This window comes from Flectobacillus roseus (assembly GCF_030056595.1).
GTDB lineage: Bacteria > Bacteroidota > Bacteroidia > Cytophagales > Spirosomataceae > Flectobacillus > Flectobacillus roseus.
Window position 1 is genome coordinate 300,428 of record NZ_JASHIF010000008.1, and the last position, 24,861, is coordinate 325,288.

Genomic DNA, 24,861 nt, shown 5'->3' on the forward strand with positions numbered 1-24,861 from the left:
GCTATTCCAGCGGTAGAAATGTATGGCTGAAATACAAATAAAAATCACTCATTCTCTATATCCCCAGTCAATTTGAATACCTACCAAAGGTATGTTCATACAAGCAGGTAGCACATCTAAACCTCCTGAGTATTTTCCTTTTTATACAATGCAATTTTGCGATATAAATCGTCAGGATTAAAAGGCTTGGAAATGTAATCATTCATACCCACCGAAAATGCTTTATCCTTAATATCGAGCATGGCTGAGGCTGTTAAGGCAATGATTGGAATCTGCGCGAATCTATCATTACTTAACGCTCTGATACTTTTGGTTGCCTCATAACCGTCCATTTCAGGCATTTGTAAATCCATCAAGACCATATCATAGTCTGATTGTTGTACCATTTGAACAGCGAGTATGCCGTTTTCGGCAACATCGCTTTCAATATCCCATCGCTTAAAGAATTGTTGTGCTACTATAATATTTATTCGATTGTCATCAGCAATTAATAATTTAAGTCCTTTCAAACTTGGGTGTTTTTGGTTTGTCATGTCAGGTTCAGTACGTTTTTTAAATTGGAATGAACTATTCTTCAGACGAAGGTCAAAATAAAATGTTGATCCTTCTCCTGGAGCACTTTCTAGTTGGATTTTACTGCCTTGTAACTCCAACAATCGCTTCGTAATGGTCAACCCTAGTCCAGTGCCTCCGTATTTACGGGTAGTTTCTGAACTGGCTTGCGTAAAACTGTCAAAAATAGAATCCCATTTGTCTTGAGGTATACCGATTCCTGTATCTTTCACCTCAAACGTTATAGTGGTCGAATCTGCATCTTTTTTCAGAATTGATGCCGAAATCGTAACACGTCCATAATCTGTAAACTTCACCGCATTGGAAACTAGGTTAGTCAGGATCTGACCTATTCTCACCGAATCTCCTTTTACCGCCTCAGGAAGATCATCCTCCATCAACAGTTTCAACTGAATCCCTTTGTCAATAGCCTTTTGCAATAACGCAGCTCGGATATTGAGCAATAAATCTTTCAGGTTAAAATCAACTTCTTCAAAAGTAATTTTACCTGCCTCTATTTTGTTAAAATCAAGAATATCATTGATTAACACTAATAAATTCTCTGCTGAAAACTTCAAAATTTTCAAGTATTCAGCTTGATCCTCTCGCGCATTTTGCATCAACAAATGTGTAATTCCAATCACAGCATTCATTGGTGTACGTATTTCATGGCTCATCGTTGACAAAAACTGTGTTTTGGCAACTGCCGCTTGTTCTGCCTCCTCTTTGGCGAGAATAAGTGTATTTTGGGCCTCAACTTGATCAGTAATTACATCAATACAAATGATAATTCCACCTATTTCACCTGCCTCTATATACCACGGACGAACATCCCAGCGTATCCATTCTTGCTTGCCATCTGTACGAGTAAAGGAATCACTTTCAGAATGATGAATTTCTCCCTTCAAACACAAATCATTAATCGCTTTCCATTTTTGGGGAATATATGGCAAAACCTCGTAATGATTTTTTCCTACCAAATCTTGTTCTTTAATGAGCAAAGAATCTATCCAATGCTGACTGTAAGCGATATAATTCAATTTGGTATCAAAGATTGCTATAGCAGCAGGCGTATTTGTAATAAAGCTGGCAAACTGCTCTTGCTTAATTAATATTGCTTCTTGGTCTTTTCTTTCTTGCGTTATATCCAAGATAGCACCAATAATTTTATCTACTTTCCCGCTTTCAGAAATGGTTGGTTTTCCGATTTTTCGTATTACCTTCTTTTTGCCATTTTGCAAATTAATCAGAAGCTCAATTTCAAACTCTTCTTCAGTTTGAATAGCCTGCTCTAATACCTGTTGGTAATGTGCCTTTGCACTTTCATCTATCCAATCAAGCGGATTGATTTTGGGGAAACTAGAAACATTTTCTATTTCAAATATCTCACAAGCCGCCGATGAATATGTATTGATATGAGTTGATAAATCTAGCACCCAACTTGCCGAATGTGTCAGTAATTGCGTCTCTGCGAGTAAAAGTTGCGTATTGGCAAGTTTTGCCTCCGCTTTTTTTCTTTCAGTGATATCATGCCATACCACCAAAAGTGCATCTTTCTGATTTAATCGAATGGGATTGAGTGTTACCTCAGCCAAAAAAGTTGTGCCATCAAGGCGCTTGTGTAGCCACTCAAAACGATGATACCCATTTTGACGCGCCAAAGCATCCATCTTTTTAGACTTTTCAAATGAGGTAATACCATCAGGTTGAAAATCAGGTGAAAAATGAGCTGGATGATATCTCAAAAGCGTCGCCTTGTCGTCGCATCCTAGCATTTGGACTGCCGCAGCATTACAATCAATAATACCATTCTCGTCAAATACCAAATGTGCGTCAGTCGAGCGCTCAAATATCACATTGAGGCGTTCGTCAAATAACTTAAAATCAGTAATATCTTGTATGATGCCAAATACTTTTGTCGAGGATATGGTAGCGCTTTTTAACTCTGCAATAATTCTAAACCAACGCCCAGTTCCAAGGCTTTTATTTGCCTCAAACTCTAGGGTAAAAGTACTGTAAGAGGGAGATAAAGCTTTGACATTGCGTTCGAATGAAAGAAAATCATCGGTTTGAGCAAAAATACCCTTCAACCCTTCCCAATCCACCCGAGCTGATGGTTGATGCAAAATCTTGAGAGCGGGATGATTGAAATAAAACCAATTTTTGCTAAGATCGAATTCCCAGGCACCACTCTTGCCTAATTGCGACGTTTGTTGATAGAGTTTTTCTTCCCTTTGAGCACCCAGCAGTTGTAAGGTTTCTTCAGTAATGTCGATAAAACTACCGACTACAGCTTCAACTGAAAAGTCGTTGAGGAGGTTTCTAAATCCCGCACGAACATATCTAACTTCCTGATTGGGTAGTTTCAAGCGCCACTTGAATGAAATATTTCGAGGCTCAATCGTTTGAGATAATTCTTCGAATGCGTTTTGAAAAGCATATAAATCCGAAGCGGACAGGTAGTCATACCAAAAAACCTCCGAAGCGTTTAATGTTGCCTCGGGATATGCCAGAAGATTGAGAAGAATAGGATTACATGAGTTCAGATTGGAGCTTGCATCCCAAAGCCAATATCCAACAAATGTATCCTCAAATATATGATTTACCAGATTTTGCATAAGCAACTGTCCACAAATAATCTTAACGGTTGGAAGTTACTATTTGAAGCTGCTTGTATGTGTCTATATAAATGACGGCAAAGAGAATCACAATAGTAAGGCTAGGCTATAACTATCTCATTTTCAACACAATAGTTTTAGTTAAGTCAAATATGAGAGTTACAAAAAAAGCTGCAAAAATCATACCAAATAAAAGTTAACATTTGGTAACAAAAAATCATTTTTGACGATTAACCCTACAATACAACAATCATCCTCTGTTTAATGACAATTGATTTGAATATTCTCCTAAAAAGATTCTGGATGAACTTTATTTTTTACGCTTGTAACAAGAAAGGTATACCGCGTTACTACGATGCCCTTTTTCTGTAATCGTATAATATTCTGCAAGGTCCTGAGAAAAACTTACCGCCTCTCCTTGAGACTCTACTTCATAGGGCAGTACGGTTGAAGGATGCTGAAGTGCTTGAGCAATGGTTTCGTTAGGAGATTTTTTCCAGTAGAAAATATTTTTATAGTTTTTGACCAAAATTTCATCCCCTCTATTCGAAACAGTACCTGAAGTGATAAACAAATCTTGTCGTGAAGCCTTATCGTCTGTAGGTTTTTCTTTTGAAGCATTCAAAATTCCAACAAATTCGGCCGTATTCACCTGTTGAGTAGACTGCGGATATTTGAGACGGTAAATATGCTTTTCAGCTTCTCGGTTTGAAATAATAAAAATATCTTTTGTAATAGGATCTATTAGTAAACATTCGGCATCTTTTCTACCATCAGGGTATTCAAATTCAATGGTCTCAATCTGGCTTACCGTCAATTCGGGCTTTTCGGCCATGATTGGTTCTTTAAAACGATAAATAAATTTTGTAGAATGCCATTTAAAATTATCCCCAGTATCCGAAATATAAATTTCTGAAGAGGTGCCGTTTTTAACCACAGCAATATCTTCCCAATCGCGATTTTTGATACCCTCTAAATGAAGTTTCTGAAACCCATTCCCTTTGGCATTTATCAAAAACAATACATTGTCGCCTCCGCTATCATTGTGTACCCAAAACTTATGTGGATTTTGGTAAGAGGCAGCCAAGCCAGAGGCTTCATCAATCTCTTGATTTTCAATCCAATATTTAATCGGAGTATTTACAAATAAGGTTGAATCACTGATGGGTAATTTTACCTCACGATGCACTTTTTTCTCACAGGCGATACAGGCAATGACAAACAGTATTGGTAAATAAAAACGACTTTTCATGAGTATGGTTAACAGTTTACTATAGACTAAGCAACCCAATTTTGGCAGCGTGGGTAAAAATATCCTTAAAGATAATTAGAATTCTTGAGTTGTAACGAGTAGGCTGATTAAGCGGGAGGATATCAAATAAAAGAAGTTCGTTTAAAGCACTAAGAATAAAATATAAAGTTCTATTTATCAAAAACTTAAGTTAGTAAGTAATCGAGCAGAATTAGATTTAAGTTATGTGTTTAGGGACAAGGCAACAGGCACAAGGCACAGAGTGTTAAAATGTTTTTATTAACCACAGCTATGCTTTTTTCTAAAGCCCACCACCGAAAGCTGATACATGAATGCCTTAGGCACAAAAATTAAATTCTATTTTGCCCACTAACTTACTCAAAATAAAATTTAAGATTGAGCTTTGGGTGGTGGGCTTGGGAAAGAAGAACGCTATAGGTGCGAAAACCAACAAAATAAATTGCAGTCTTTCGCATCTATAGCATTCTACATAATAACTTAGAAAAATACCTAACTTCTATCAAATTATCCCCTCATAGAGCCGATAAAAATGATTGATTTCTAAAGCACTTTTCTGGACACTGATAAATTACTGTTTTGTTTTGGTCTTTGTATTGGTAGTTGACGCAGGCTTGGTGGTTGCTGCTTTTTTAATGATAATTGGCTTAGCATTGATAGCACCCAAACTTCCCACTTTAGGAGTAGGTTCTTCTTTGGGCTTAGGTAAATTTACCCTTGTCAACGTAGCCCTTGGGTCAAGTTTTTCACTTTCTGCAGCATTGGTTGATTTAGATGGCGCAGCCACAGCGTTGTTTTCTACTGGTTTGGCAGGAGTTGCTGCCTTTGTAGTTGTTGGTACTTTTTCTTCAGAAATCCCCTTTGCTGAACGTATACCATCTTTTTCTGGAAATGTCCCAGGCTTTGGCTTTACAAATGGACGTGCACTTTCTGTTTTTTGTGCAGTTGGGGTTGCAATTACCGTAGGTTTGGTGCTGGTTACTGCTTTTTCGGACACTACTCCCGTACTTACTGAGGCTTTACGTTTATACAAAACGTTTTCCCCTTGCAATGACTCAAAAATTAGATCTGTAGCCAAATTCATATACATGATTTTTTCTCTAGCTACAATCTGGTTTGTTTTGAGATCAATAACACGTAAGACAATACTACTGTTAGGTTCTATCAGAAGCTCAGAACTCTCCTTGATTGCGGTGCGAATACCCTTCACAATCGTATAAATTTCATGATCAGGAATCTTATAAACCCCATGAAAAGTCACTTTAGTTGGCTTATCATTTGTCGCTTGAACGACCGTATTGAAGGCAAATATAGGTTGGGTGATAGACAATACTGCCAAATGGGCTGCTAGGAAAAGTTTTTTCATTATAAATACGTCTGTTAAGTGGTCGAAAAGAATCCACCAGTTTTAAAAGTTATAACTAAGTATGGCATTTTACGGGTTCATGCCTTTTACTCAAAAGTTCTTATTAATAATTATGGTTTGCCTTAAAAAAGTACTTATTACCAACGCAAATTGTATATTTTTGTTGATAATCAAAAATATATTGCTTTCGTCATTAAAGTTCGCTTACCACTCCTTTGGAGCAATAAACCAGTCTTTGTTTTATTTCAACCGTCAATCTATACGATATACTTTAAAAAACTACTATGAAACTCCCCGCTCTCTTTACCCTAAAGGGATACCTACGTCCTGATTCACTCGACAATACACCTGTTTGGAAAAGCCTTGGATGTATTGCTGTAGTTCAAACGATCTTGGTTGCTACTTTAGTAACGTTATTCAGTCGTTTAGATTGGATAGTTTTTGAAAAAATTACATTACTAGGCTTCAAATTACCATCATTTTGGCTGATTGCAATCATCATTATTTTTACCACATCACCATTACTATTCGTTTTTCGTAAAGCAAGTTCTTGGTTTTCATGGAGTATTATTTTCTTTGGTTACTTCGTTGCCGAACTCTATCAGTACGAGCTTAATGCTACGGCGTCACATCCCGCATGGATATTTCATTTTGACAAATTTGCTTTCTGGCTTCCTGACCATTTTACCAAAATCGTATTTACCGTTCTCTCTTTATCCAAAATCACTAGTATTCTTACGCTATTTTTAGCTCGTTTGGTGGCTGGTATCTTGTGGGGTACACCTATCGTAAAAGGTGCTTCAAAAGAGCAATTTGAGCAATTATTCGGAAAGTCTTGGGCTACAGAAACGATAGCAAAACCTAAGCGAGATATCGGCTTTTGGCTATTGCGATTGGCAGGATTTGGGTATTTAGGCTTTTGGGGCATTTTAGCCTTAGGACAGCTCGGGGCAAGTCCTTGGCCAGATTCCCTTCAATACATGATTAATATGGGAAATGCCAATTTAGCTTTGTCAATGAACACGTACATCAAAGAATGGCTTATGATTATGCTTGCCTTCTTGGGTGCTTATAACATTGCATTACGCTACTATGTTTGTGTCATATTGGTAGCTGGCCATTTATTTTCGACCCTGTATACGCTTATTTTTTACCTAAATCCATCAAGCACTATTAGTTACCGAGACTACCTGCTTACTTCTACTTTTGTGGAGGGAAGCTTGCTCTCAATTTTCATATTTGTCATGGTCAAGTACCGTGCCAACCGAGGCGATTTTAAAGCAATAAAAGAGATTCCGATAAACTTTTCGATTCCGCTTACTCTGCAGAAAATAGTCTTCACTGGACTCACTATTATTTGTATTTTAATTGGAATCAGCATGTTAGCTTTTCGTATTTGGGGAAATCCCACAGAGGGTTGGGGACTTATTTTTTCAGCTCCAGATCCTATGTTGGGCAATACCATAACGTTGTTTGTGTCATGGGCAGCAATTAGTATTTTGTTAGTCAACAGAATTTCTCTCAGACAGCATTTTACCAATCTCATCATATTCCCGATGGTACTTGGAGCTATTTTAGGCTTGGTTTGGATTATTTTTGCTGAGGTAAAAGTCATAAATCAATATGGCATATTCGAGCATATCGACTGGTATTTAGGACTTTATGCTTGTGTGTTTTTGCTCATTGCAGGATTGTTAGCCTTTCTTCGTAAGCTTTATTATAAAATTGATTGTGGAATCAATACCTTGAGTCCATCGGCGACTGACAACATTCGCGCACTTGTACAAGCTTTAGGAGCAGAACAAAATCAGTTGTTGGGTGACGAGAAAAATCTTTCCTTGATTACCAGCTCAATTGATCAATATATTTCTGGTATCAAAGGTAGAAAACGTGGTATTCTGAATGTGCCTTTTAGTTTGTTGGAACATATTTTCAATACACTTTTTGGCATGAAACCACCATTTTCGTCCATGAATCGTGATGAACAAAGGTACTTCTTGAATCATTATATTTTCAGAAATGAATGGCAACGAAAATCTTCAAGTGTACCTTTAATTTCGGAATTTGCGTATCAAATCGGACTTTCGTTGAATGCTTTGACACAGTTTGCTTTTTATACCAACGCCAATGTCAGACATTCGATTGGCTATGTACCTGCCGACGCACGAGACCGCTTGCAAAGCAATGGCGCTTTATTTAACCCTCCATTTCATGAAGTTGCTCCATTGCCAAAATCGCCTAACGACACCAACAATTACGAACAAATTCAGGATCTCAAAATTCCTGCGCCAAGGGTTTCTACGCCCACGCATGAAGCAGATTTGCCAGAAGAAGTTGATTATCTCATCATAGGTTCGGGAGCAGGTGGTGCAAGTGCTGCCTATCGCTTGGTTGAATGTATCCAAAAGGAATTTACCGATGCTTCAGGGAAAATAGATGAGCAAAAAGTGAGGGAAGCTGCTAGTAAAATAGTAGTAGTTGAAAGAGGTAGCCGCTTACAACCACGTCAAGATTTTCAAGATAATGAGTTTGATATGATGAAGAAAGTCTACAAAGAAGGTGGTCTTCAACAAACAAACCAGTTTACCATGACGATGCTTCAAGGCGAATGCGTGGGAGGTACGACAGTGAGTAACAATGCGGTGTGCTTTGAGATGCCTGAATCAGTGGCTAAAATTTGGAAAGAAACCTACGGTATTCCTGTCGAGGAGATTTTCAATGAATACCCTACCATAAAAAGTGAATTAAACGTAAAACCATTGAATCCACTCGGTATAAATGAAATTGTAGCCGAAAAATTCAGAATTGGTGTCGAACATTACAATCAAAATCCACCTTTGGGGGCTTCTAAACTTACAGAACCAAAAGTTTTGGAAGTAAACCACTTAGAAAATATTGGTGATGGCAACTGGAATTTGGGCAACAAAAAACTACGCAAGCGTTCAATGTTGGAAACCTATATTCCATGGTCAGAAGCTTGGGGGGTGAAAGTAATTGCTAATTGGACTGCCTTACGTTTACAAAAGAATGACACGGGCACCAAGGCGAGTTCTGTACTCCTACGTGCCGACAACGGTGCTATCCGTGTTGTGAAAGTCAATAAAGCCGTTATTGTAGCTGGTGGGGTTATTGCCTCGAGTCATTTTTTGATGCGTAGCGAGCTAGACAATCCACAAATCGGACAGCAAATCAGTTGTAATTTTGGGATGCCACTAGCTTTTGAGTTTGATGAACCTATCAAAGCTTTTGACGGAGAACAAATTACCTTATACAGTCATAGCGAACAACCTGATAGTAGAGTTGTGTTTGAGACCTATTTCAACCCTCCTGCGGCTTTTGCGTTGGCTTGTATGCCTTTTGTTTTTGAGCGTAGAGATGATTTTATGAAAAATTATGACAAGCTTCTGAACTTTGGAGGGCTTATTGGTTCGGATGCTATGGGGAGTATTCAACCTAAAGCCAATATTCTGAACGGACAGGCTTTTGATTGGACTTTGAGTGAAAGTGATGTCGAAAACATCAAATATGCGATTGTTACGCTGGTAAAACTTGGTCAAGCTGCTGGAGCAAAAAAGGTCATTATTCCTACCAAACCTGGCATTTTACTTAATCTTCAAAATAGTAATGAGGTCAATGATTTTATCCAGCATTTTGAAACCTATCCTTTACAATTGACAGACTTGTTTATGGGCACTGCTCATCCACAAGGAGGAAATAAAATGGCGAGTCAACAACATTCTTATGAGAGGGTAGTTGATGAAAATTTTGCGGTAGTTGGATTGGACAATGTATATGTTGCCGATGCTTCCGTATTTCCTACCAGTATCAATGTCAACCCTCAACTGACTATTATGGCGATGGCTTCGTTGGCTGCAAAGAAGATTTTTGCCAAACACCGTTAGCGTATTTCGGATATCGGATATTTGATTTCGGATTTGAGAGAAGCTTAGGTTTTTCTCAAATCCGATTTTTTGTTTTTAAGCATTAATCTTACGTCTGCACTCAATAATCTACTTAACATCCTTATTTTAAACTAAGCGTATTTCACTCCTCTTCACGATATTACCCAGCATCTCCTAACATTTCCTTAACAAAAGGCGCACAATCCTAATATAGCCTTAATTCTTAAGTACAATTCTCCTAAAACTGCGATAATAATTTTGTACCCAAGTTTCTTTAACGGACATACAAATAAATTATTCAAGATGAAAAAGATTTTTACTTCTATTCTTATCGCTGCAACCTTAGCGAGTTGTACCACCACCGAAAACGAGTTTTTTGTTAATGAAGATGCTGCTACTTTTGCAGAAGTAGGCTCAATCGATATTGGCGAAACTGGCGCAGCAGAAATCTCAGCTTACGACCCTCAAACAAAGCGTTTGTTCGTTGTAAACAATAGTGCTGTCAATAAAATTGATGTTTTGGACTTTGCTGATCCAAGCAATATCAAAGTCATTTCTTCTATTCTTGTTGCTCCTTATGGTGGTTATGTAAATAGCGTTAGCGTAAGCAATGGTAAATTAGCTGCAGCTATTGAGTCTACAGACAAACAAGCGCCAGGTAAAATTGTGGTATTTAATACAACAGATTACAAGGAGATCAAATCAATTACCGTGGGTGCATTGCCAGATATGGTGACTTTCTCGCCAGACGGCAAATTTATTTTGTCAGCTAACGAAGGTGAACCAAATGCTAGCTACAGCAATGACCCTGTGGGTAGTATTTCCATTATTTCAGTTGACGAGAACTATGCAGTTACAACGCTTGACTTTGCAGGATACGAAGGGCAACTTACCGCTTTGAAAGCAAAAGGCTTCAGAGTATTTGGTCCTAATGCAAGTTTGGCAAAAGATGTTGAGCCAGAATACATTACTGTTTCGAGTGACTCTAAAACAGCATGGGTAACTTTACAAGAAAACAATGCGATTGCTAAAATCAGTATTGCCTCAAAAACTATCACGAATGTATTTCCATTAGGTTTCAAGAGCTACAATGTGGATGGCAACGAAATCGATCCAAGCGATAAAGATAATACCATTGCTTTTGGAAAATGGCCAGTAAAAGGCATGTACCAACCCGATGCAATTGCCGTTTATGAGGCTGGTGGTGTGCCATACTTGTTTACAGCTAACGAAGGTGACGCCAGAGAATATGATACGTTTGTAGAAACACTCCGTATTGGAAAAGCAAAATTAGATGCGACTGTTTTCCCTAATGCTACAACACTTAAAACTGATGCTGTATTAGGTCGCTTGAACATTACATCAACACTTGGAGATACCGATGGCGATGGCGACTATGATGAATTATATTCTTTCGGTGCTCGCTCCTTTAGCGTTTGGAATGGTAACGATGGCTCATTGATTTTTGACAGTAAGAAAGAATTAGATACACAATGTGCTACAGCTGGGCTTTATGATGACACAAGAAGCGACGACAAAGGCGTTGAACCTGAAGGAATTGCAACAGGAATGGTCGGTAACAAAAAAGTAGTATTTGTAGGCATGGAACGTTCGGATGCTGTGGCAGTTTATGATATTACTAATCCAAAAGCTCCTGTTTTCTTACAATTACTCAAAACTGGTGATGCGCCAGAAGGTGTTATGTTTATTCCTGCAAAAGATAGCCCTACCAAAAAGAGTTTATTGGTGGTAAGTAGCGAAAATGATGGTGTAATCAAAGTTTTCCAACCGAAGACAATTATGTAGTTTTAAGATAATGGATTGCGGGGATTAACTCCCCGCAATCCATACTTTAAAAGAGTTTTTTATATGCCAAAATAGCCAATAATCCAAAAAGCAAACAACCTACTCCTATAATCGCATATTGCCAGATTTTTGAAAATAATACCACCTTCCCCGAATCTCCGATTAAGACTATACCACTCCAATAAAATGGCACATTAGGGTTTAATGGTTTCCTGAGATAATCCATCTGAGCTTTTTGTAAAGCAATATCTTTTTCATAACCATCAGAAAGATACTTATAGAACAATTCCGTGATTTGATAGGTAGCATTGTTATCTACACTCCATAGGGTTGACACGGTACTTGGAACGTCCAAGTTAGCAAATCCTCTGGCAAAACTCATAATTCCTTCTCCTGTAGCATTTTTCCCAATATTGGTTTGACACGCAGACAACACAACCAAATTAGCCTGTAATTGTGGTAATCGTTGGAGTTCATTTAGGCTAAAAACAGAATCTTGAAAATAAATGGTTGACTCTGTTGAATCGGCCTTCCCATGCGTAAACAACTGAATTATATCATAGTCGGCTATATCCTTCTTAAAATTTGCTTTTGAGGCTTTATGATAGGTCAGCAGCGTTCCTGTAAAATAGTTTTTCTCGATATTCTCAAGTGTATGGTCGGAGTTATATAGCTTAGCAACCCCCAATTTTTCATCAAAATTGACGGGTGCAACTCCCAATAATTTCGTTCGACCGATATTTACTCGATTAGTATTTTTGAAAAAAACATTAGCAGAATACGCATAGCTAAAACTATAATCTTTTATCAAAAATTCAGAAACGCGCCAATCAGGCAATAGCGACGCCATCGAAACAAAGTAGTTATCGTGCGATACAATTACGCGTCCTTTAGGTAGCTGAAAAGGCTCAAAAATATGCTTGTATAGCGCATATGAAATCTTTTTGAGGTAGTTAAACTCCTTTTTGGTTGCGGTATTTCTACAAGTCAATAACTGTTTTTGATAGATATTGACCGCATCAAGATATGATTTGAGCGCAATCTTTTTTAGTCTTACCTGTGCTGATGTTACCGAAATAGCATACACTGCTTCGTTGCCAACAAAGTATTCTAAAAAGGATTGATCATTAGCTTTAAGTTTTTCTTGAAGCTCTATGAGCGAAATATAATGATGGTTATACTTGAGTTTCTGGTAAGCTGGATTTACTTTTTCTGTCGAGTCAATGAGGTTGTTTAATTGGTCTTTGGAGGTAAGTAATTTGAGATTTATTTGCTGATAAGTTCGACTTTTGGCATTCAACTTAGTCAGTTGCTCCTTCATGGATTCTATCTCAAACTGGAGTTTTTGCTTCCTTACTTTTACTTCATAGGGCAACTGATCATTGGCCTCTAAATCCTTTAAGGCATCGAGCAGAAGAATGGCTCGACTCTTTTCAATAAAATAGAAAGCCTTTTCTACATCTTTTAATTTGAAGCTTACTTCAATCGCTTTTTCATAGAAATGATGGGTATTTTCTCTCCAGAATAATTTAGAGTTAATTTCCGTGTGCTCTTTACGCATACGATCAATCAGCGTATCTACTTGCAATTGAAAATATTGTACTTTTTTTAGATTCCCATATTCTAAGGATAACCGAATACGGTAGTCAAACCAGTACAAGAGATCTGATTTTTTGCCTTCATAAGTATCTACTACCGACTGATACCCAAGTGCGTTTGCTGCTTTTTGAATATAAACCTCAGATTTTTTTAGTTCTTTTTGTTGTCTAAAGTTATCCGCTTGATGCAGATAATACTTACTTTTTTCATAGGCGACAAACGAGTTTTTCTCAAACAACTTGATAAGTTCATCATACTGATTTGTAGACGCTTGATAGTTACCCTGCTTTTGAAAACAAGAAGCAAGCATATTATCTGCTTCTAAATTTTCCAGATTATGCTTCAATCGTACCGCAACTCCTTGTGAATAATATTCCCTTGCTTTAGCAAAATTCTGATTTCGATAATAGTATTCACCCAAATTGGTAAACACATAGAAATAGAACATTTTCTCTTTATAGTTGATACTCGCTTTGCGTAGCTTCTCTCCCACTTCTGTGATTTCTTTAATGGGAGCATTTAGCTTCACTTTGGCATTCATCAAATTGGTTAATAATCCTAAGTATACTTCGACATCGCCTTTTTGATTGACCTTATCAATACCCTTTGTACACCATTCGATAGCCTCTTGATAGGAACCATCCTCCACTAAAATGCGCGAGTATAAAATCCAACTTTTATCAACAAATTGAAAATCTCTAATCTTATTTTTTTGGAAAATTAGTTTGCGAGTAGCCTGAATATCATGAAAAAAATACCACTGATAAAAAGCATGGATATACCAAACATAAGCCCATTCCTTATCAGGCAAAGACCCTAGTTTTTCCCAGCGCTTTGCTCTAAATACACATAGTTTGTAGGCCTCTTCATACTTTTTCTGTTTTTCTAATTGTAAAAAATATTTTTCTGATTTTTTATAATATAAAAATTCTTGGTCAATACTTTGAAGCGGCGTCTTTTTCAAATTTTGCTCAAATGATTGAACCTCTTGAATCAAATGTGTATTTACAGAAAAGGTAAAGTAAGGCCAAAGAAAACTGATAAAAGCTATTAAAAAACGTACTATTTTGCTCATATAATCCTTTTTCAATTGATAACTCATTGAGTTATCTCGAAAGATAACAAAGATTAAAGAGATATACGACAGCTACAAACAAAAAAGGTTATACCAACAATAGTGTCAGTATAACCAAATACTCAAATTACACATTAAATTATAGTTACCACAAATTTATGACTAACGAGGAGGAGGTGCCAGCGAGCCCGAACCCGTGCTTCCGCCAGTAACACCAGTACCGTCTTCGTCATCAACAAGTAGGTGAAGGAAGTTCAAATTTTTGACAGATGCACCCGCTGTAAGCTTCACAAAATGCGGGTGTGTTCGGAGATATTCTTTCTTTTCTGTAGAAGTTTTTGGCACATAATTATAACGATAATTAAGTGGTGTTTCCAAGAGCTTTGCCAGCGTCATGTTAGGGTCTATTTTCTGAAAAGCCGCTAATATATTTTTATAATTAATATGGTATTCTATACAAATCTCTTCGCCCATAAACATCAAACTCAAATCCATAAACTTCGTTGTCCAAGTTTGACCACCGTCTGCACTAAATTCTACAAAAGTGTTATATCGACTGTCGAAGCCCCAAGTTTTTACTTGCTGAAACTTCATAAAAAACTGTGAATTAGGTGATTTAGGAATCAAGAAAGTGTTTTTTTGAACAATCTGAACCTCATTTTTGGGGTCTGGTTTTACGTATACATAAGATTGATTAAGAATACTATAAAACTTTTTGGCGTTTGCCTCTGCAGCCGCTCCCATGTTGGATGGAATTTTGTCACCAGAGGGAATCAAAAATGACTGTACATTGTCTACACCAAATCCATCGTATGGCAGGTAAGCAGTTTCGACATAGTCTTGGATATAACTCGGGCAACAACTTTGCCCTGTTGCTTGGAAACTCATCCAAGCGAATAGCAAAACGAAGGTTAATTTAAAGGTTTGAGATTTCATGTATAGTAGGGTAAGTTAGTTACAAAAAAGTATTCTAGATAAAAGCTGGGAGAACTAAAACAATACTTTATCATCTGGTATTCAAATACTTACTCAGAAATCCTGTCTATCATGTAATGGTAGTAAATGTAATCTTTCGGGATATTGGATTGTAGAAATTTGAGTTACTTTTTTGAACCCTGTTTTATAAAAATGAAGGCTTTTTTAAATATTTCCGAAATCAGAACTCTCAAATGATTTTAAAACTTAGGTACACTTCTAACTTACCAATCAGCACTTGTACTTAAGGTTTTCAGATATCGGCTTTCGGCGGTGGGCTTCGAAAAAAGCATGTTTTTGATTATTTTAAAACTCTTTGCCTACTTCTTCTTGACTCGAGCCGAGGCATATAATTTAAACCTTATTTTGCACTATTACCTAATGCCAAAAGCGTATCAATATTCAAAATAACACATAATGTATTGATATTCAAATTTTTACATTCAAAATTCACAATTCACCACTAATACTTAAATAGACACCCCCCAATTATTAATTGAGGGATGTACACGATTACCTAACCACTAATTTAATTGTTGTATTTTCAATGATTTTCTTCAGAATTCCAGAAATCTGAAACCTGTTTTTCAAATAATGTTTTTTTGCGTCTCGCCACTCCGAAACGGTGTCCATTGGTCATTTCAACTTCTTGGTCAGAGCGTTTATAATTACGGATATGGTTGAGATTGATGCAATATGAGCGGTGAATACGGCAGAATTCACCGGATTGAATATGATTCGTGATGTCTTTGAGTGTGCGTGCACACAAAACTTTCTTACCATTGGAGAGATAGATAATTGTATAATTTTCATCTCCTTCGAGGTAAACAATGTCTGAATAATCAATAGCAACTTTCTTTCTATCAATATATAATTTTGAATGTGTCGAGGTATTAGTATTCATAAGCTTATAAAGTTTTTTGGAACTGGGATGATTCGTACTGATTATTTGTGTTTGTGTTGGTTTTCATAAGCATTAGTCGTAGGATATGAAAAGAGGTAAACATGAAGAGTAAAAAAAAGTAAACATTTCTAGAGAAAAATTTCGAACACACTGATAATCAGGATATAAAATTTTAAAAAAAGTTTTTAACACAGAATAATTTAACACTCCTACTCTAGTGTAAATCCCTTCTTATTGATACGCCAATTACCGTTCACTTAATCGAATGAAAATACTTAGACCATGTACTGAAATTTGATTAAATTTCAAAGTTCAAAACACTAACCTTTGGGTTATTGAGCCATACCCGAATAAGCTATGATTTCTTTTTCATTCAAGAAGTTGTCCGACCAAGACCTTGTGGCAGGATTACAAAACAATCCCTCACAGAATCGTCGGTACGAAAACATCCTCTACGAACGATTTATGTATCTTGTTGATGTAGGCATTAAAAGGCATCATCTAGCACAAGATGAGGCCATAAGCGTGTACTCTGATACCGTTTTGGCGGCCATCAAACAAATCAAAGAGCAGCGATTTGAGCAGCGCTCGGAGTTAAAGACATTTATTTTTCAAATTTTTTCAAATAAATGTGTTGACCATTTTCGAAAAACCACGACTAATAAAGCATCTGTGCATCAAGCCGTAGATTTAAGTGATTTTTCGGCAATTATCCCTGATAATCAAACGATTCTTCAAAAGTTAATCCAACAGTCTGAAATCCAGTTGATTTATCAAAAATTGGCCTTAATAGGTCAAAAATGTCAAGATCTACTAAAGCTCTGGAATGAAGGATTTACTGATGACGAGATCATGAATACCTTGGATTATAATAGCACAGATGTTGTAAAATCATCTCGTCAAAGATGTCTGTCAAAACTTAAAGATTTAGTACACAATTCCACCCAAGTATGAGCAATCATTTAGCATACATTGAAGATTTTTGTGAAAACCGACTTTCTACAGAAGAAAATGCTCACGCAAACCAGCGAATAAAGCGTGATCCTTCTTTTGCCAAGGATGTGGCTTTCTATTTGCAAATGCGACACCTATCTGATTTAGAACGAAAAGAACGCCTTAAAGCTTTGTATTTTACGATTAAACAAAAGCAAAGAGGTAAGATTATCAAGTTCGTCAGTGTTGCCGCCGCAGCCGTTGTTATGATTATTGCAGGTATTTTCTTCGTCAACCAATCACCTACTTCCGAAGAATTTGCCCAGCTTTATGTAAAGGAAAACTTGAGCACTTTACCCACGTCTATGTCTAGCCAAAACGATGTGCTTTCACAAGGGGTAAATTGTTATAATGAAGGTGCTTATGAAAAGGCACTCGAATTGTTCAAACGTATCAATACAGACCCTCAAGCGCTTGAATATCAAGGCTTATGTCATTTGCAACTCAAACAATATCCAAGTGCATTGAGTATTTTTGAGCAAATTGCGAAGAATAACGAGCTATTGGTTAATAAAGGAAAATTCTATGAAGCCATTACTTTATTGCAGATGGGTCAGAAGGAAAAAGCTAAAAGTATCTTAGTAGAAATTACAGAAAGTAACGAAGATATTTTTGGAAAACAAGAAGCGGAAGAGTTATTGAAAAACTGGTAAAAGGCTATTTACTATCTTCGATCACAAGGATTACAACTATCTTTTTCAGCGAGCCGTTGCGTAATGCAATGGCTTTTTTTTTGAATAGTTGAAGTGTAAAATATTTGGATTTCGGCATTTAGCAATGAGCTTTGGGCAAGAATATGTGCTTGCCTAAAGCCTAATGCTTATTGCCTAGAGCAAATAAATGCAATTGTATTTTGCATTTATACTTAAATAATCGTGCAGAATAAGATTTAAGATTGTGCTTTAGGCTTTCAGGTAACAGCTTTCGGCGGTGGGCTTTGGAAAAAAGCATGGCTGTGGTTAATGAAAATATTTTAACACTCTTTGCCTTGTGCCTGTTGCCTAATGAATAGTTTTCACATAAAATTTCAGGAAAAATAGAGACGTTGCTCACAACGTCTCTAAAACAGATTTTTATTTAAACTTCACCCCTTCTGTTACCCCTTTCCATTGATCTGTACGGAATGGGCAAGCAGGAAAACCCTCTTGATTGAACAAATTGGCATCTTCTGGTGCATCCGCCCAAGCATAACGAACTGAGGCAGGTTTTAAGCCTTTTGGATGGTAAACAATCACTTTATCACCTTGAATTTCAGCTTTGGCATAATAAAACACTTTGTCCTCACCCGCTATTTCAAAACCTTTCAAATAGCCAAATTTATCCTTTAACATTAATCCAGTCCCTACATTTTTGAAGGAAATGGTTGCTTTTCCTTTCTCAAAATTTACAGAAGCATACATTGGGCCAGCCGATATGATATTAAATCCATAGGTATTTTTTAGCGCCTCAGCCGCTAATCTTTTACCAACATCTTGCTTATTGGTTGGGTGAATATCCTTGGGATTACCCACATCCGTTGTAACCGCCATACCTGTTTTAGGCAAACTCAAAGTCATCGTTTGGGCTTCTCTCAATTCTGCCCAACCGCTACCTTGATTACTATTTTGGTAAGGTCCATAACTTGATAATTGTACGAAATAGAAAGGAAACTCATCGTTCCAAAGTCTGCGCCAGTCATTAATCAATAGTGGAAAGGACTTGCGATATTGGTACGAGCGACCAGCATTTGTTTCGCCCTGATACCACAAAGCACCCTTGATGGCGAAAGGCAAAAGTGGCGCTATCATACCATTGTAGATGTAAGTTCCAATATTATTGCTTGAATGTGCAAAAGTATGCTCCTCAGCAAAAGATGGCATTAATTTCCAATTGCTAGCACCGAGTGCAACTTTCTGCTTTTCCGAACTCACATACAAATCATCTGCATTTCCCATCATGCCTACACCGTACCACGAAGGCTCAATGGTTTTGTTCATTTTAATCATAAGACTATTACTTCCTGACTTCCAAGTATTTGCAGGAACTACTATTTTACGAATCCCTTTCAAAATACCAGAAAAAACGAGCTTTCCATTGATATACACTTGATTTTCTGAAAAACTCTCCGCCAATCCTAAAGTAGTTACTTCACCAATCATTTCGGCTGGAATTTCTACCGTTTTAGCGATAAATCCATTCCCACGCCAAGCCCAGATACCTTGCCAATCCCATTGACCAATAGCATTACCAGTAAGCCATTTCGAAAAATCATAACCCGCCTTTACATATTGCTGTTCGTCGGCAAGGGAAATGGAGATTTTTGCATTCCCTAATAGTTTTTCTTTGATTTTTTCTTCCAATAGCAAATCGGCATCCTTCCAATTGCTCGGCAGATTTTGAGCATAAGGCTTGAGTTCGTCGAAAGTTTCCATACCTTCTTTACTAATCCAACCTTCTACCTGTGAACCGCCCCACGAGCTATGCAATAGTCCAATCGGAACTCCAGTTTTTTGAAAAACCTCCCGTGCAAAGAAATAACCCACTGCCGTAAAATCGCCAACATTTTGACTATTACAAACTTTCCATTCACCTGATTTTAGATCGATTTGAGGTTGGGTAGTCACTTCATGTTCCACAAAAAAATGACGAATTTTCGGGTAATCAGCATTCTTTTTTTCGTTAGAAAAATTATCCGCTTGCTTTACTGTCCACTCCATATTTGACTGACCAGAACAAAGCCAAACATCACCAATGAGTACATCTTGTAAAGCGATTTTCTCAGAAACTCCTTGGACTTCTAAGGTAAAAGGCCCTCCTGCCTCCAAAGGAGAAAATTTCACCATCCACTTTCCTTCTTGGTTGGCTTGAGTGGTTTGCTTTTGCCCTGCCAAAGTCAAAATGACTGATTCGTTAGGTTTTGCCCATCCCCAAACAGGAATTGGTTTTTGACGTTGTAAAACCACATGATTAGTAAAAACCTTGGCTATTTTGAGCTGTGCCAAAATGGATTGAGAAGTCAATAGCAAACAAAAAAGAAATAGTTTTTTCATAGAAAGTTATATCAGGTAAGATTGTTTGGAGAAAGTTATCAGTGAATTGTAAATTAGCAATTTACGAAGAATTATAAAAACTGTTTATATCAGATGCTGGAAGTCAAATCTAAGGCTTGACTTGGTATTCAAGTAATCTTAAAGGAGAAGTCATTCCTGCTTTTGTAGGAGGAGCTTGCTGGATTAGGGATATAATTCCAGTTTGTTGAAATAGGGCAACATCAGGCTTTGGCTCTAGAATACTGATATTTTGAGTATCTATGCCAACAATTTTCCATTTTTTCCAAAGGCTTTCACTGGTCGCTTTCAGGATCACCAACTCCCCTTTTTCAAAATAGATAGGATGTGTCGTTTTCTCGCTTGCCGATTGTCGGTAATAAAGAAGATACAACTCGTCGCTGGCATCAAAAAGTATCTGCGGACGAGTACCTGCTTGGGCAATGATAAGTTTTTCATACCATTTGCCATTGGTATCTCGCCATAAATGGTAGTAACCACTAGCTTTTCTATCCCAAAACACCCCTTCCTTAAATGGTTTGTTGGGTAATTTACTCCAATAAACCACATGAATTCGACCTTTTGAGTCAATTGCCTGTGCTTGTTGGTTCATCAATGATTGTTTGCGGTTGATAGGTCGGATAATCGAATGTTTAGACTGCACATTCATCAATATATTAGAATCAGCATGAGCAATGGTTTCACCACGATTATTTTTCCATGACTTTCCTTGGTCTTTACTGAAAGCGTAGCCCCAATCATGGTTTGCGCCATCAGCCTTTTCTCGCCAAGTAAAGGTGGTATAAAGCACACCATTTTTGTCATAATCCCAACCATTATAATAGGCATTTCGAGAACGACTATTATCCAAAGCGTCTTCAAAATATCCTTCTGAGCTATCTATTGCATGGCGTTCTTGCCATTGAGATTTTTGAGCTTTATAGGTTGTCATCCAAGTTTGACCATCACCACTCTTGCCCTTTCGGTAAAATAATTGAAGGTTTCCATCGGGCATAGACACAAAACTTGGGTAACTAACCTCCTCAATTTCTTCATCTAATTGATGCGAAAGCGGTAAAAACTGGCTTAGTTTCCAAGATGTTTTTTCAGGAAAATCTAATAAATATTTTTTCGAACGGATATAGTTAAGCGTATTATTATGATGGTCGAATGCGATATGAAGCGTACCGTCATTGGCACAAAAACCCAATGAAATAGTATTATGAGCATCGTCCTTACTTAAGATGTACGGGAAATTAAGAATATCTATTTTGTTGGTTTGAAGGTTTCTCCGAAAAATACTGAGCTGACGATTGGCGTTATAAAACCCTCCATATTGAAATCCCTTAAAAGTAGCCAAAGCCTCCTTTTGAAAAGCCTGTCCATTGATATTCATTCCATAGTCACCTTGAACGGTTAGTGCTTTGGATTCCAATAAAATAGATCGAATTGGATTGAGCTTTGGTTGAGCTATACTTTTTCCAAAAAAATTCAGAAAGAGAAACAGAAAAAGACCTTTGATAAAATATTGGTGGTTAATCATCGGAATATGAGGCTTAAGATGTAGCTACAAAGTAGGTATTTTTTAGGGGAAATCGTATAGGTAAAAGGAAATACTCTTTAAAAATTCAATGGTATGCTACTTTGTTTTAGGTAGGAAAACGTTATTAGTTAATAGTATATTGGTTATTTGAAGTTATTCATAATCAAAATGTTAAAGTTAATTTTCACCTCAGATATACTATTAATTTAATCTTTCCTACTAATTATCCACAAGTTAATCTATTTTTTGTCTATATATCCAAAAAGGCGTGCGAAAAGCAAATTTCGAACGCTTTTTTGGATACTATATTTCAGAATGACACGTCTTCAGACACACAGTATTGCGTCTCTACTACAAAATTGATTTTGAAAATAATTGCTAAACTAGAAATTATTGATGATTATGTTTTCTACTCCATTAAAACGACCCGCCACCTCTTGAGAATCCGCCACCTGGAGGGCCATCAAATCCTCCTCCACGAGACTGCTGATTTTGTTGAGATGATTTGCGCATATCTTCACGGCGCTTTAGGTATTTTTCATATTGTGCGGCAGTTAACACTTCACTCATTTCACGATCTTTATCTTTCATGAGTTTGTCCATAATCTCCCTATTTTTCTGCATATCCTTTTCCGATGGTCGCCCATCCTCAGAGGTATTTCTTGCTCTAGAACGCATTTGTTTTTGCATGAAATCCGTTTGAGCCAAGGCATATTTCGTCGAAATATCTGTTACTCGGTCAACCTGATCAGGATTGAGTTTGAGCTTTTTCTTCATCCACTTTACTTCCTGTTCTACCATTTTTTCTGGGTCTGGCGGTTCAGGAGTACGTCCTTCAAAATCTGGACGCATACCACCTCCCCCGCCTTGCGGAGGACCTCCGCCAAATTGCGCAGAGGTTGTTAACGAAAAGCAGAAAGCCGCTATAAAAGCAAAAGCACCAAGTGTTTTCTTCATCATTTTCATGGTTATTGATTTTTAGCCTACCGAGTTTTGGAGTTTATCAACCTCGACTTGCACGCTTTGCCGAGGTTTGTTTTTGAGACTCAGTAGATTGTTTTTATGCTAAATCAACGCCATAATTGGTACGCTATGATGAGGTCTGATACACTTGGTACTTTTTTGTAGAAAAGCCTTAAAAATCTGTCTATCTATTGACTCCACTCCGTTGGAGTGCGATCCCAACGATGTCCTTTTAGTTCCTGTAAAAGTTGTCCAGAAAGTCCTTTTCCATCACTACAACCCATATTAGACTCCACATTACGGATTTTTCTCATCCCCGGAATCGTTGTAGAAATATCTGGATTACTCAAAATAAAACGAATCGCCATTTCGGCCATACTCATCCCCGCAGGAATCAAAGGGCGCAGAGCATCGGCGTGGTCTACGCTTGAATGAAGATTTTCTGGAACAAAATAGGTAGAACGCCAATCTTCTGCTGGAAAAACGGTTTCTTTCGTCAAATTGCCTGTCAAGGTTCCTTCATCAAACGGAACACGAGCGATTACAGCAATATTTTTTTCACGACATAGAGGTAATAAGGCATCTTCTGGATTTTGGTCAAAAATATTATAAATCACCTGAACGGCATCAATCAAATCTGTCCTTAAAGTCTCCAAGCAGTTGTTAGGTTCCCAGCGGTTGACACTCAAGCCCCAAGACAATACTTTTCCGTCTTTCGTCAATTTGGTAATAGCTTCTTTCCACTCGTCATGCTGTGCCCAAGCATCTTCCCACACATGGAATTGCTGTAAGTCGATAGCCTCTACCCCAAGGTTTTTCAAACTCTTTTCGGTGTATTCAACGATATAATCCGCAGGAAAAACGTCAGCGATATTGAAATGTGCTTTCGAAGGCCAAATTCTGTTTTTAGGTGGGATTTTTGTAGCGACATATAACTTTTTCTCAGCATGTCTCTTGAGTGTTTTATTCAAAATCTCTTCACTCAAACCATCGCCATAAGCCCATGCTGTATCAAAAAAGTTACAGCCCAATTCAATAGACTTATCCAAAGCATTATTTACCTCTTGTTCTTCCGAACCTGTCCAGCCAGCCATACCCCACATACCATAACCTACCTCGCTCACTTGCCAGCCTGTACGACCAAATTTTCTGTATTCCATTTTCAAAGTGTTTTGATTGTATATCAATACCTCAAATTTCTTGGATTTTTTACAGAGTTTATAAAAAAGTAGAAAGGTTTATTTACGAAATCGTTTTCGAAAGAAATTGAGTAGATTCTCTAGGAATAATTTCCGAATGAAGCATTATGGATTGAAAACTCGGGGTTTTCTTTGGTTTTTCAATTTGTGTAATGAGCAATTCTGTGGCTTTTTCGCCTATTTCTGTAGCAGGATGCTTAACTGTAGTTAGGGTGGGGCTCAACACTGTAGCTAACGGAAAATCGCAAAAGGATAATACCTTCAACTCTAGAGAGATTGTAAGACTGCCCAACTTACATGCCGACCACAAAGGTGTCACCAATTCCTCGGCTGAGGCAATAACTCCATCAAAATACTTTTCTCGTAGTAATTGAAAAAAAGTAGCATCCGAAATTTCTTTGGGTATTTCTACAATATGGGTTTCGGGATCAACGATATTTTTTTCTGAAAGTGCTTTTAAAAAGCCTTGTTGTCGAAGATTTAAAGTAGAATTAGATATCCCATTCAACAAATAACCAATTTGTCGACAACCACTTTCCCATAAATGTTGCACCGCCTTATATCCCAACTCAAACTCATTAGTTACGACTTTATTAGCAGGAATTAACGCTGGAACTCGGTCAAAAAAGACCATAGGAATATCTTTAGAAAGGAGATTTTGAATATGCGAAAACTCTTGTGTTTCGAATGCCAACGACATCAAAAGCCCGTCTATTCGTCCCAATTGCAAGTTTTCAAGAATTATTCGCTCCTTTTCAAAACTCTCATTGGACAAATAAATCAGGACATGATAACCTTGCACACGAGCCACTGACTCGATACCCTTGATGACTGAGGCAAAAAAGCTATTTCCCACCTCAGGAATAACGACAGCAATAGTTTTGCTTTTGTTATTGCGCAAGCCACTCGCATGAGGGTTGGGAGAATATTGATATTTTGTAGCCAACTCCAACACCCTCCGCTTAGTTTCTTCACTAATTTCATAGCTATCATTCAAAGCCTTCGAAACAGTACTTGTCGAAACATTAAGCTCTTTGGCAAGGGTTTGGATGTTGATTTTGGTTTTCAAG

Annotated in this window: 15 protein-coding genes; 4 read left to right on the forward strand and 11 right to left on the reverse strand. The window is 37.4% G+C overall.

Annotation, left to right across the window (positions count from 1 at the left end; translation table 11 throughout):
• Window positions 1-116 precede the first annotated feature (116 nt).
• From QM524_RS10180 to QM524_RS10190, 3 genes are all read right to left on the reverse strand, one after another.
• Window positions 117-3,170: a PAS domain-containing hybrid sensor histidine kinase/response regulator gene (locus QM524_RS10180; protein ID WP_283344490.1), complete on the reverse strand. Its 3,054-nt coding sequence runs from the start codon at window positions 3,168-3,170 to the stop codon at window positions 117-119.
• A 310-nt stretch (window positions 3,171-3,480) separates the two neighbouring features.
• On the reverse strand, window positions 3,481-4,422 hold the full coding sequence (locus QM524_RS10185) for a hypothetical protein (protein WP_283344491.1): 942 nt from the start codon (window positions 4,420-4,422) through the stop codon (window positions 3,481-3,483).
• Window positions 4,423-5,011: 589 nt separating this feature from the next.
• Window positions 5,012-5,806: a hypothetical protein gene (locus QM524_RS10190; protein WP_166576773.1), complete on the reverse strand. Its 795-nt coding sequence runs from the start codon at window positions 5,804-5,806 to the stop codon at window positions 5,012-5,014.
• Window positions 5,807-6,090: 284 nt separating this feature from the next.
• Here QM524_RS10190 and QM524_RS10195 point away from each other — a divergent pair, with 284 nt between their 5' ends.
• Complete coding sequence (locus tag QM524_RS10195; protein ID WP_283344492.1) at window positions 6,091-9,708, forward strand: GMC family oxidoreductase N-terminal domain-containing protein; 3,618 nt, start codon at window positions 6,091-6,093, stop codon at window positions 9,706-9,708.
• A 303-nt stretch (window positions 9,709-10,011) separates the two neighbouring features.
• Complete coding sequence (locus QM524_RS10200) at window positions 10,012-11,514, forward strand: choice-of-anchor I family protein (RefSeq protein WP_283344493.1); 1,503 nt, start codon at window positions 10,012-10,014, stop codon at window positions 11,512-11,514.
• A gap of 46 nt (window positions 11,515-11,560) precedes the next feature.
• On the opposite strand, the gene QM524_RS10205 is transcribed toward QM524_RS10200, so the two are convergent.
• The 3 genes from QM524_RS10205 to QM524_RS10215 all read right to left on the reverse strand — a co-directional run bounded on the left by QM524_RS10205 (window position 11,561) and on the right by QM524_RS10215 (window position 16,067).
• Window positions 11,561-14,188 carry a CHAT domain-containing protein gene (locus QM524_RS10205; RefSeq protein WP_283344494.1) on the reverse strand — a complete coding sequence of 876 codons (2,628 nt, stop codon included), beginning with the start codon at window positions 14,186-14,188 and terminating at the stop codon, window positions 11,561-11,563.
• 162 nt (window positions 14,189-14,350) lie between these two features.
• The gene (locus QM524_RS10210; RefSeq protein WP_283344495.1) at window positions 14,351-15,124 is read right to left on the reverse strand and encodes a hypothetical protein; all 774 of its coding nucleotides are present in this window, start codon (window positions 15,122-15,124) and stop codon (window positions 14,351-14,353) included.
• Window positions 15,125-15,707: 583 nt separating this feature from the next.
• Window positions 15,708-16,067 (reverse strand): LytR/AlgR family response regulator transcription factor, encoded by a 360-nt coding sequence (locus tag QM524_RS10215; protein WP_095163921.1) that lies wholly within the window; start codon window positions 16,065-16,067, stop codon window positions 15,708-15,710.
• A gap of 357 nt (window positions 16,068-16,424) precedes the next feature.
• Here QM524_RS10215 and QM524_RS10220 point away from each other — a divergent pair, with 357 nt between their 5' ends.
• Together QM524_RS10220 and QM524_RS10225 are read left to right on the forward strand one after the other, a co-directional pair.
• Window positions 16,425-17,021, forward strand: a complete 597-nt coding sequence (locus tag QM524_RS10220; RefSeq protein ID WP_229363124.1) for an RNA polymerase sigma factor — start codon at window positions 16,425-16,427, stop codon at window positions 17,019-17,021.
• Entirely contained in the window at window positions 17,018-17,713 is a 696-nt protein-coding gene (locus QM524_RS10225; RefSeq protein ID WP_283344496.1) for a tetratricopeptide repeat protein, read from the forward strand. The genes QM524_RS10220 and QM524_RS10225 overlap by 4 nt, the downstream gene beginning before the upstream one ends.
• A gap of 420 nt (window positions 17,714-18,133) precedes the next feature.
• On the opposite strand, the gene QM524_RS10230 is transcribed toward QM524_RS10225, so the two are convergent.
• From QM524_RS10230 to QM524_RS10250, 5 genes are all read right to left on the reverse strand, one after another.
• Window positions 18,134-20,089, reverse strand: coding sequence for a sialate O-acetylesterase (locus tag QM524_RS10230; protein ID WP_283344497.1), 1,956 nt, complete (start codon window positions 20,087-20,089; stop codon window positions 18,134-18,136).
• Window positions 20,090-20,198: 109 nt separating this feature from the next.
• Window positions 20,199-21,629 carry a BNR repeat-containing protein gene (locus QM524_RS10235; RefSeq protein ID WP_283344498.1) on the reverse strand — a complete coding sequence of 477 codons (1,431 nt, stop codon included), beginning with the start codon at window positions 21,627-21,629 and terminating at the stop codon, window positions 20,199-20,201.
• A 417-nt stretch (window positions 21,630-22,046) separates the two neighbouring features.
• Entirely contained in the window at window positions 22,047-22,589 is a 543-nt protein-coding gene (locus QM524_RS10240; protein ID WP_166576790.1) for a hypothetical protein, read from the reverse strand.
• A 191-nt stretch (window positions 22,590-22,780) separates the two neighbouring features.
• Window positions 22,781-23,752, reverse strand: coding sequence for an aldo/keto reductase (locus tag QM524_RS10245; protein ID WP_283344499.1), 972 nt, complete (start codon window positions 23,750-23,752; stop codon window positions 22,781-22,783).
• A gap of 82 nt (window positions 23,753-23,834) precedes the next feature.
• Complete coding sequence (locus QM524_RS10250; RefSeq protein WP_283344500.1) at window positions 23,835-24,860, reverse strand: LacI family DNA-binding transcriptional regulator; 1,026 nt, start codon at window positions 24,858-24,860, stop codon at window positions 23,835-23,837.
• Window position 24,861: the final 1 nt, after the last annotated feature.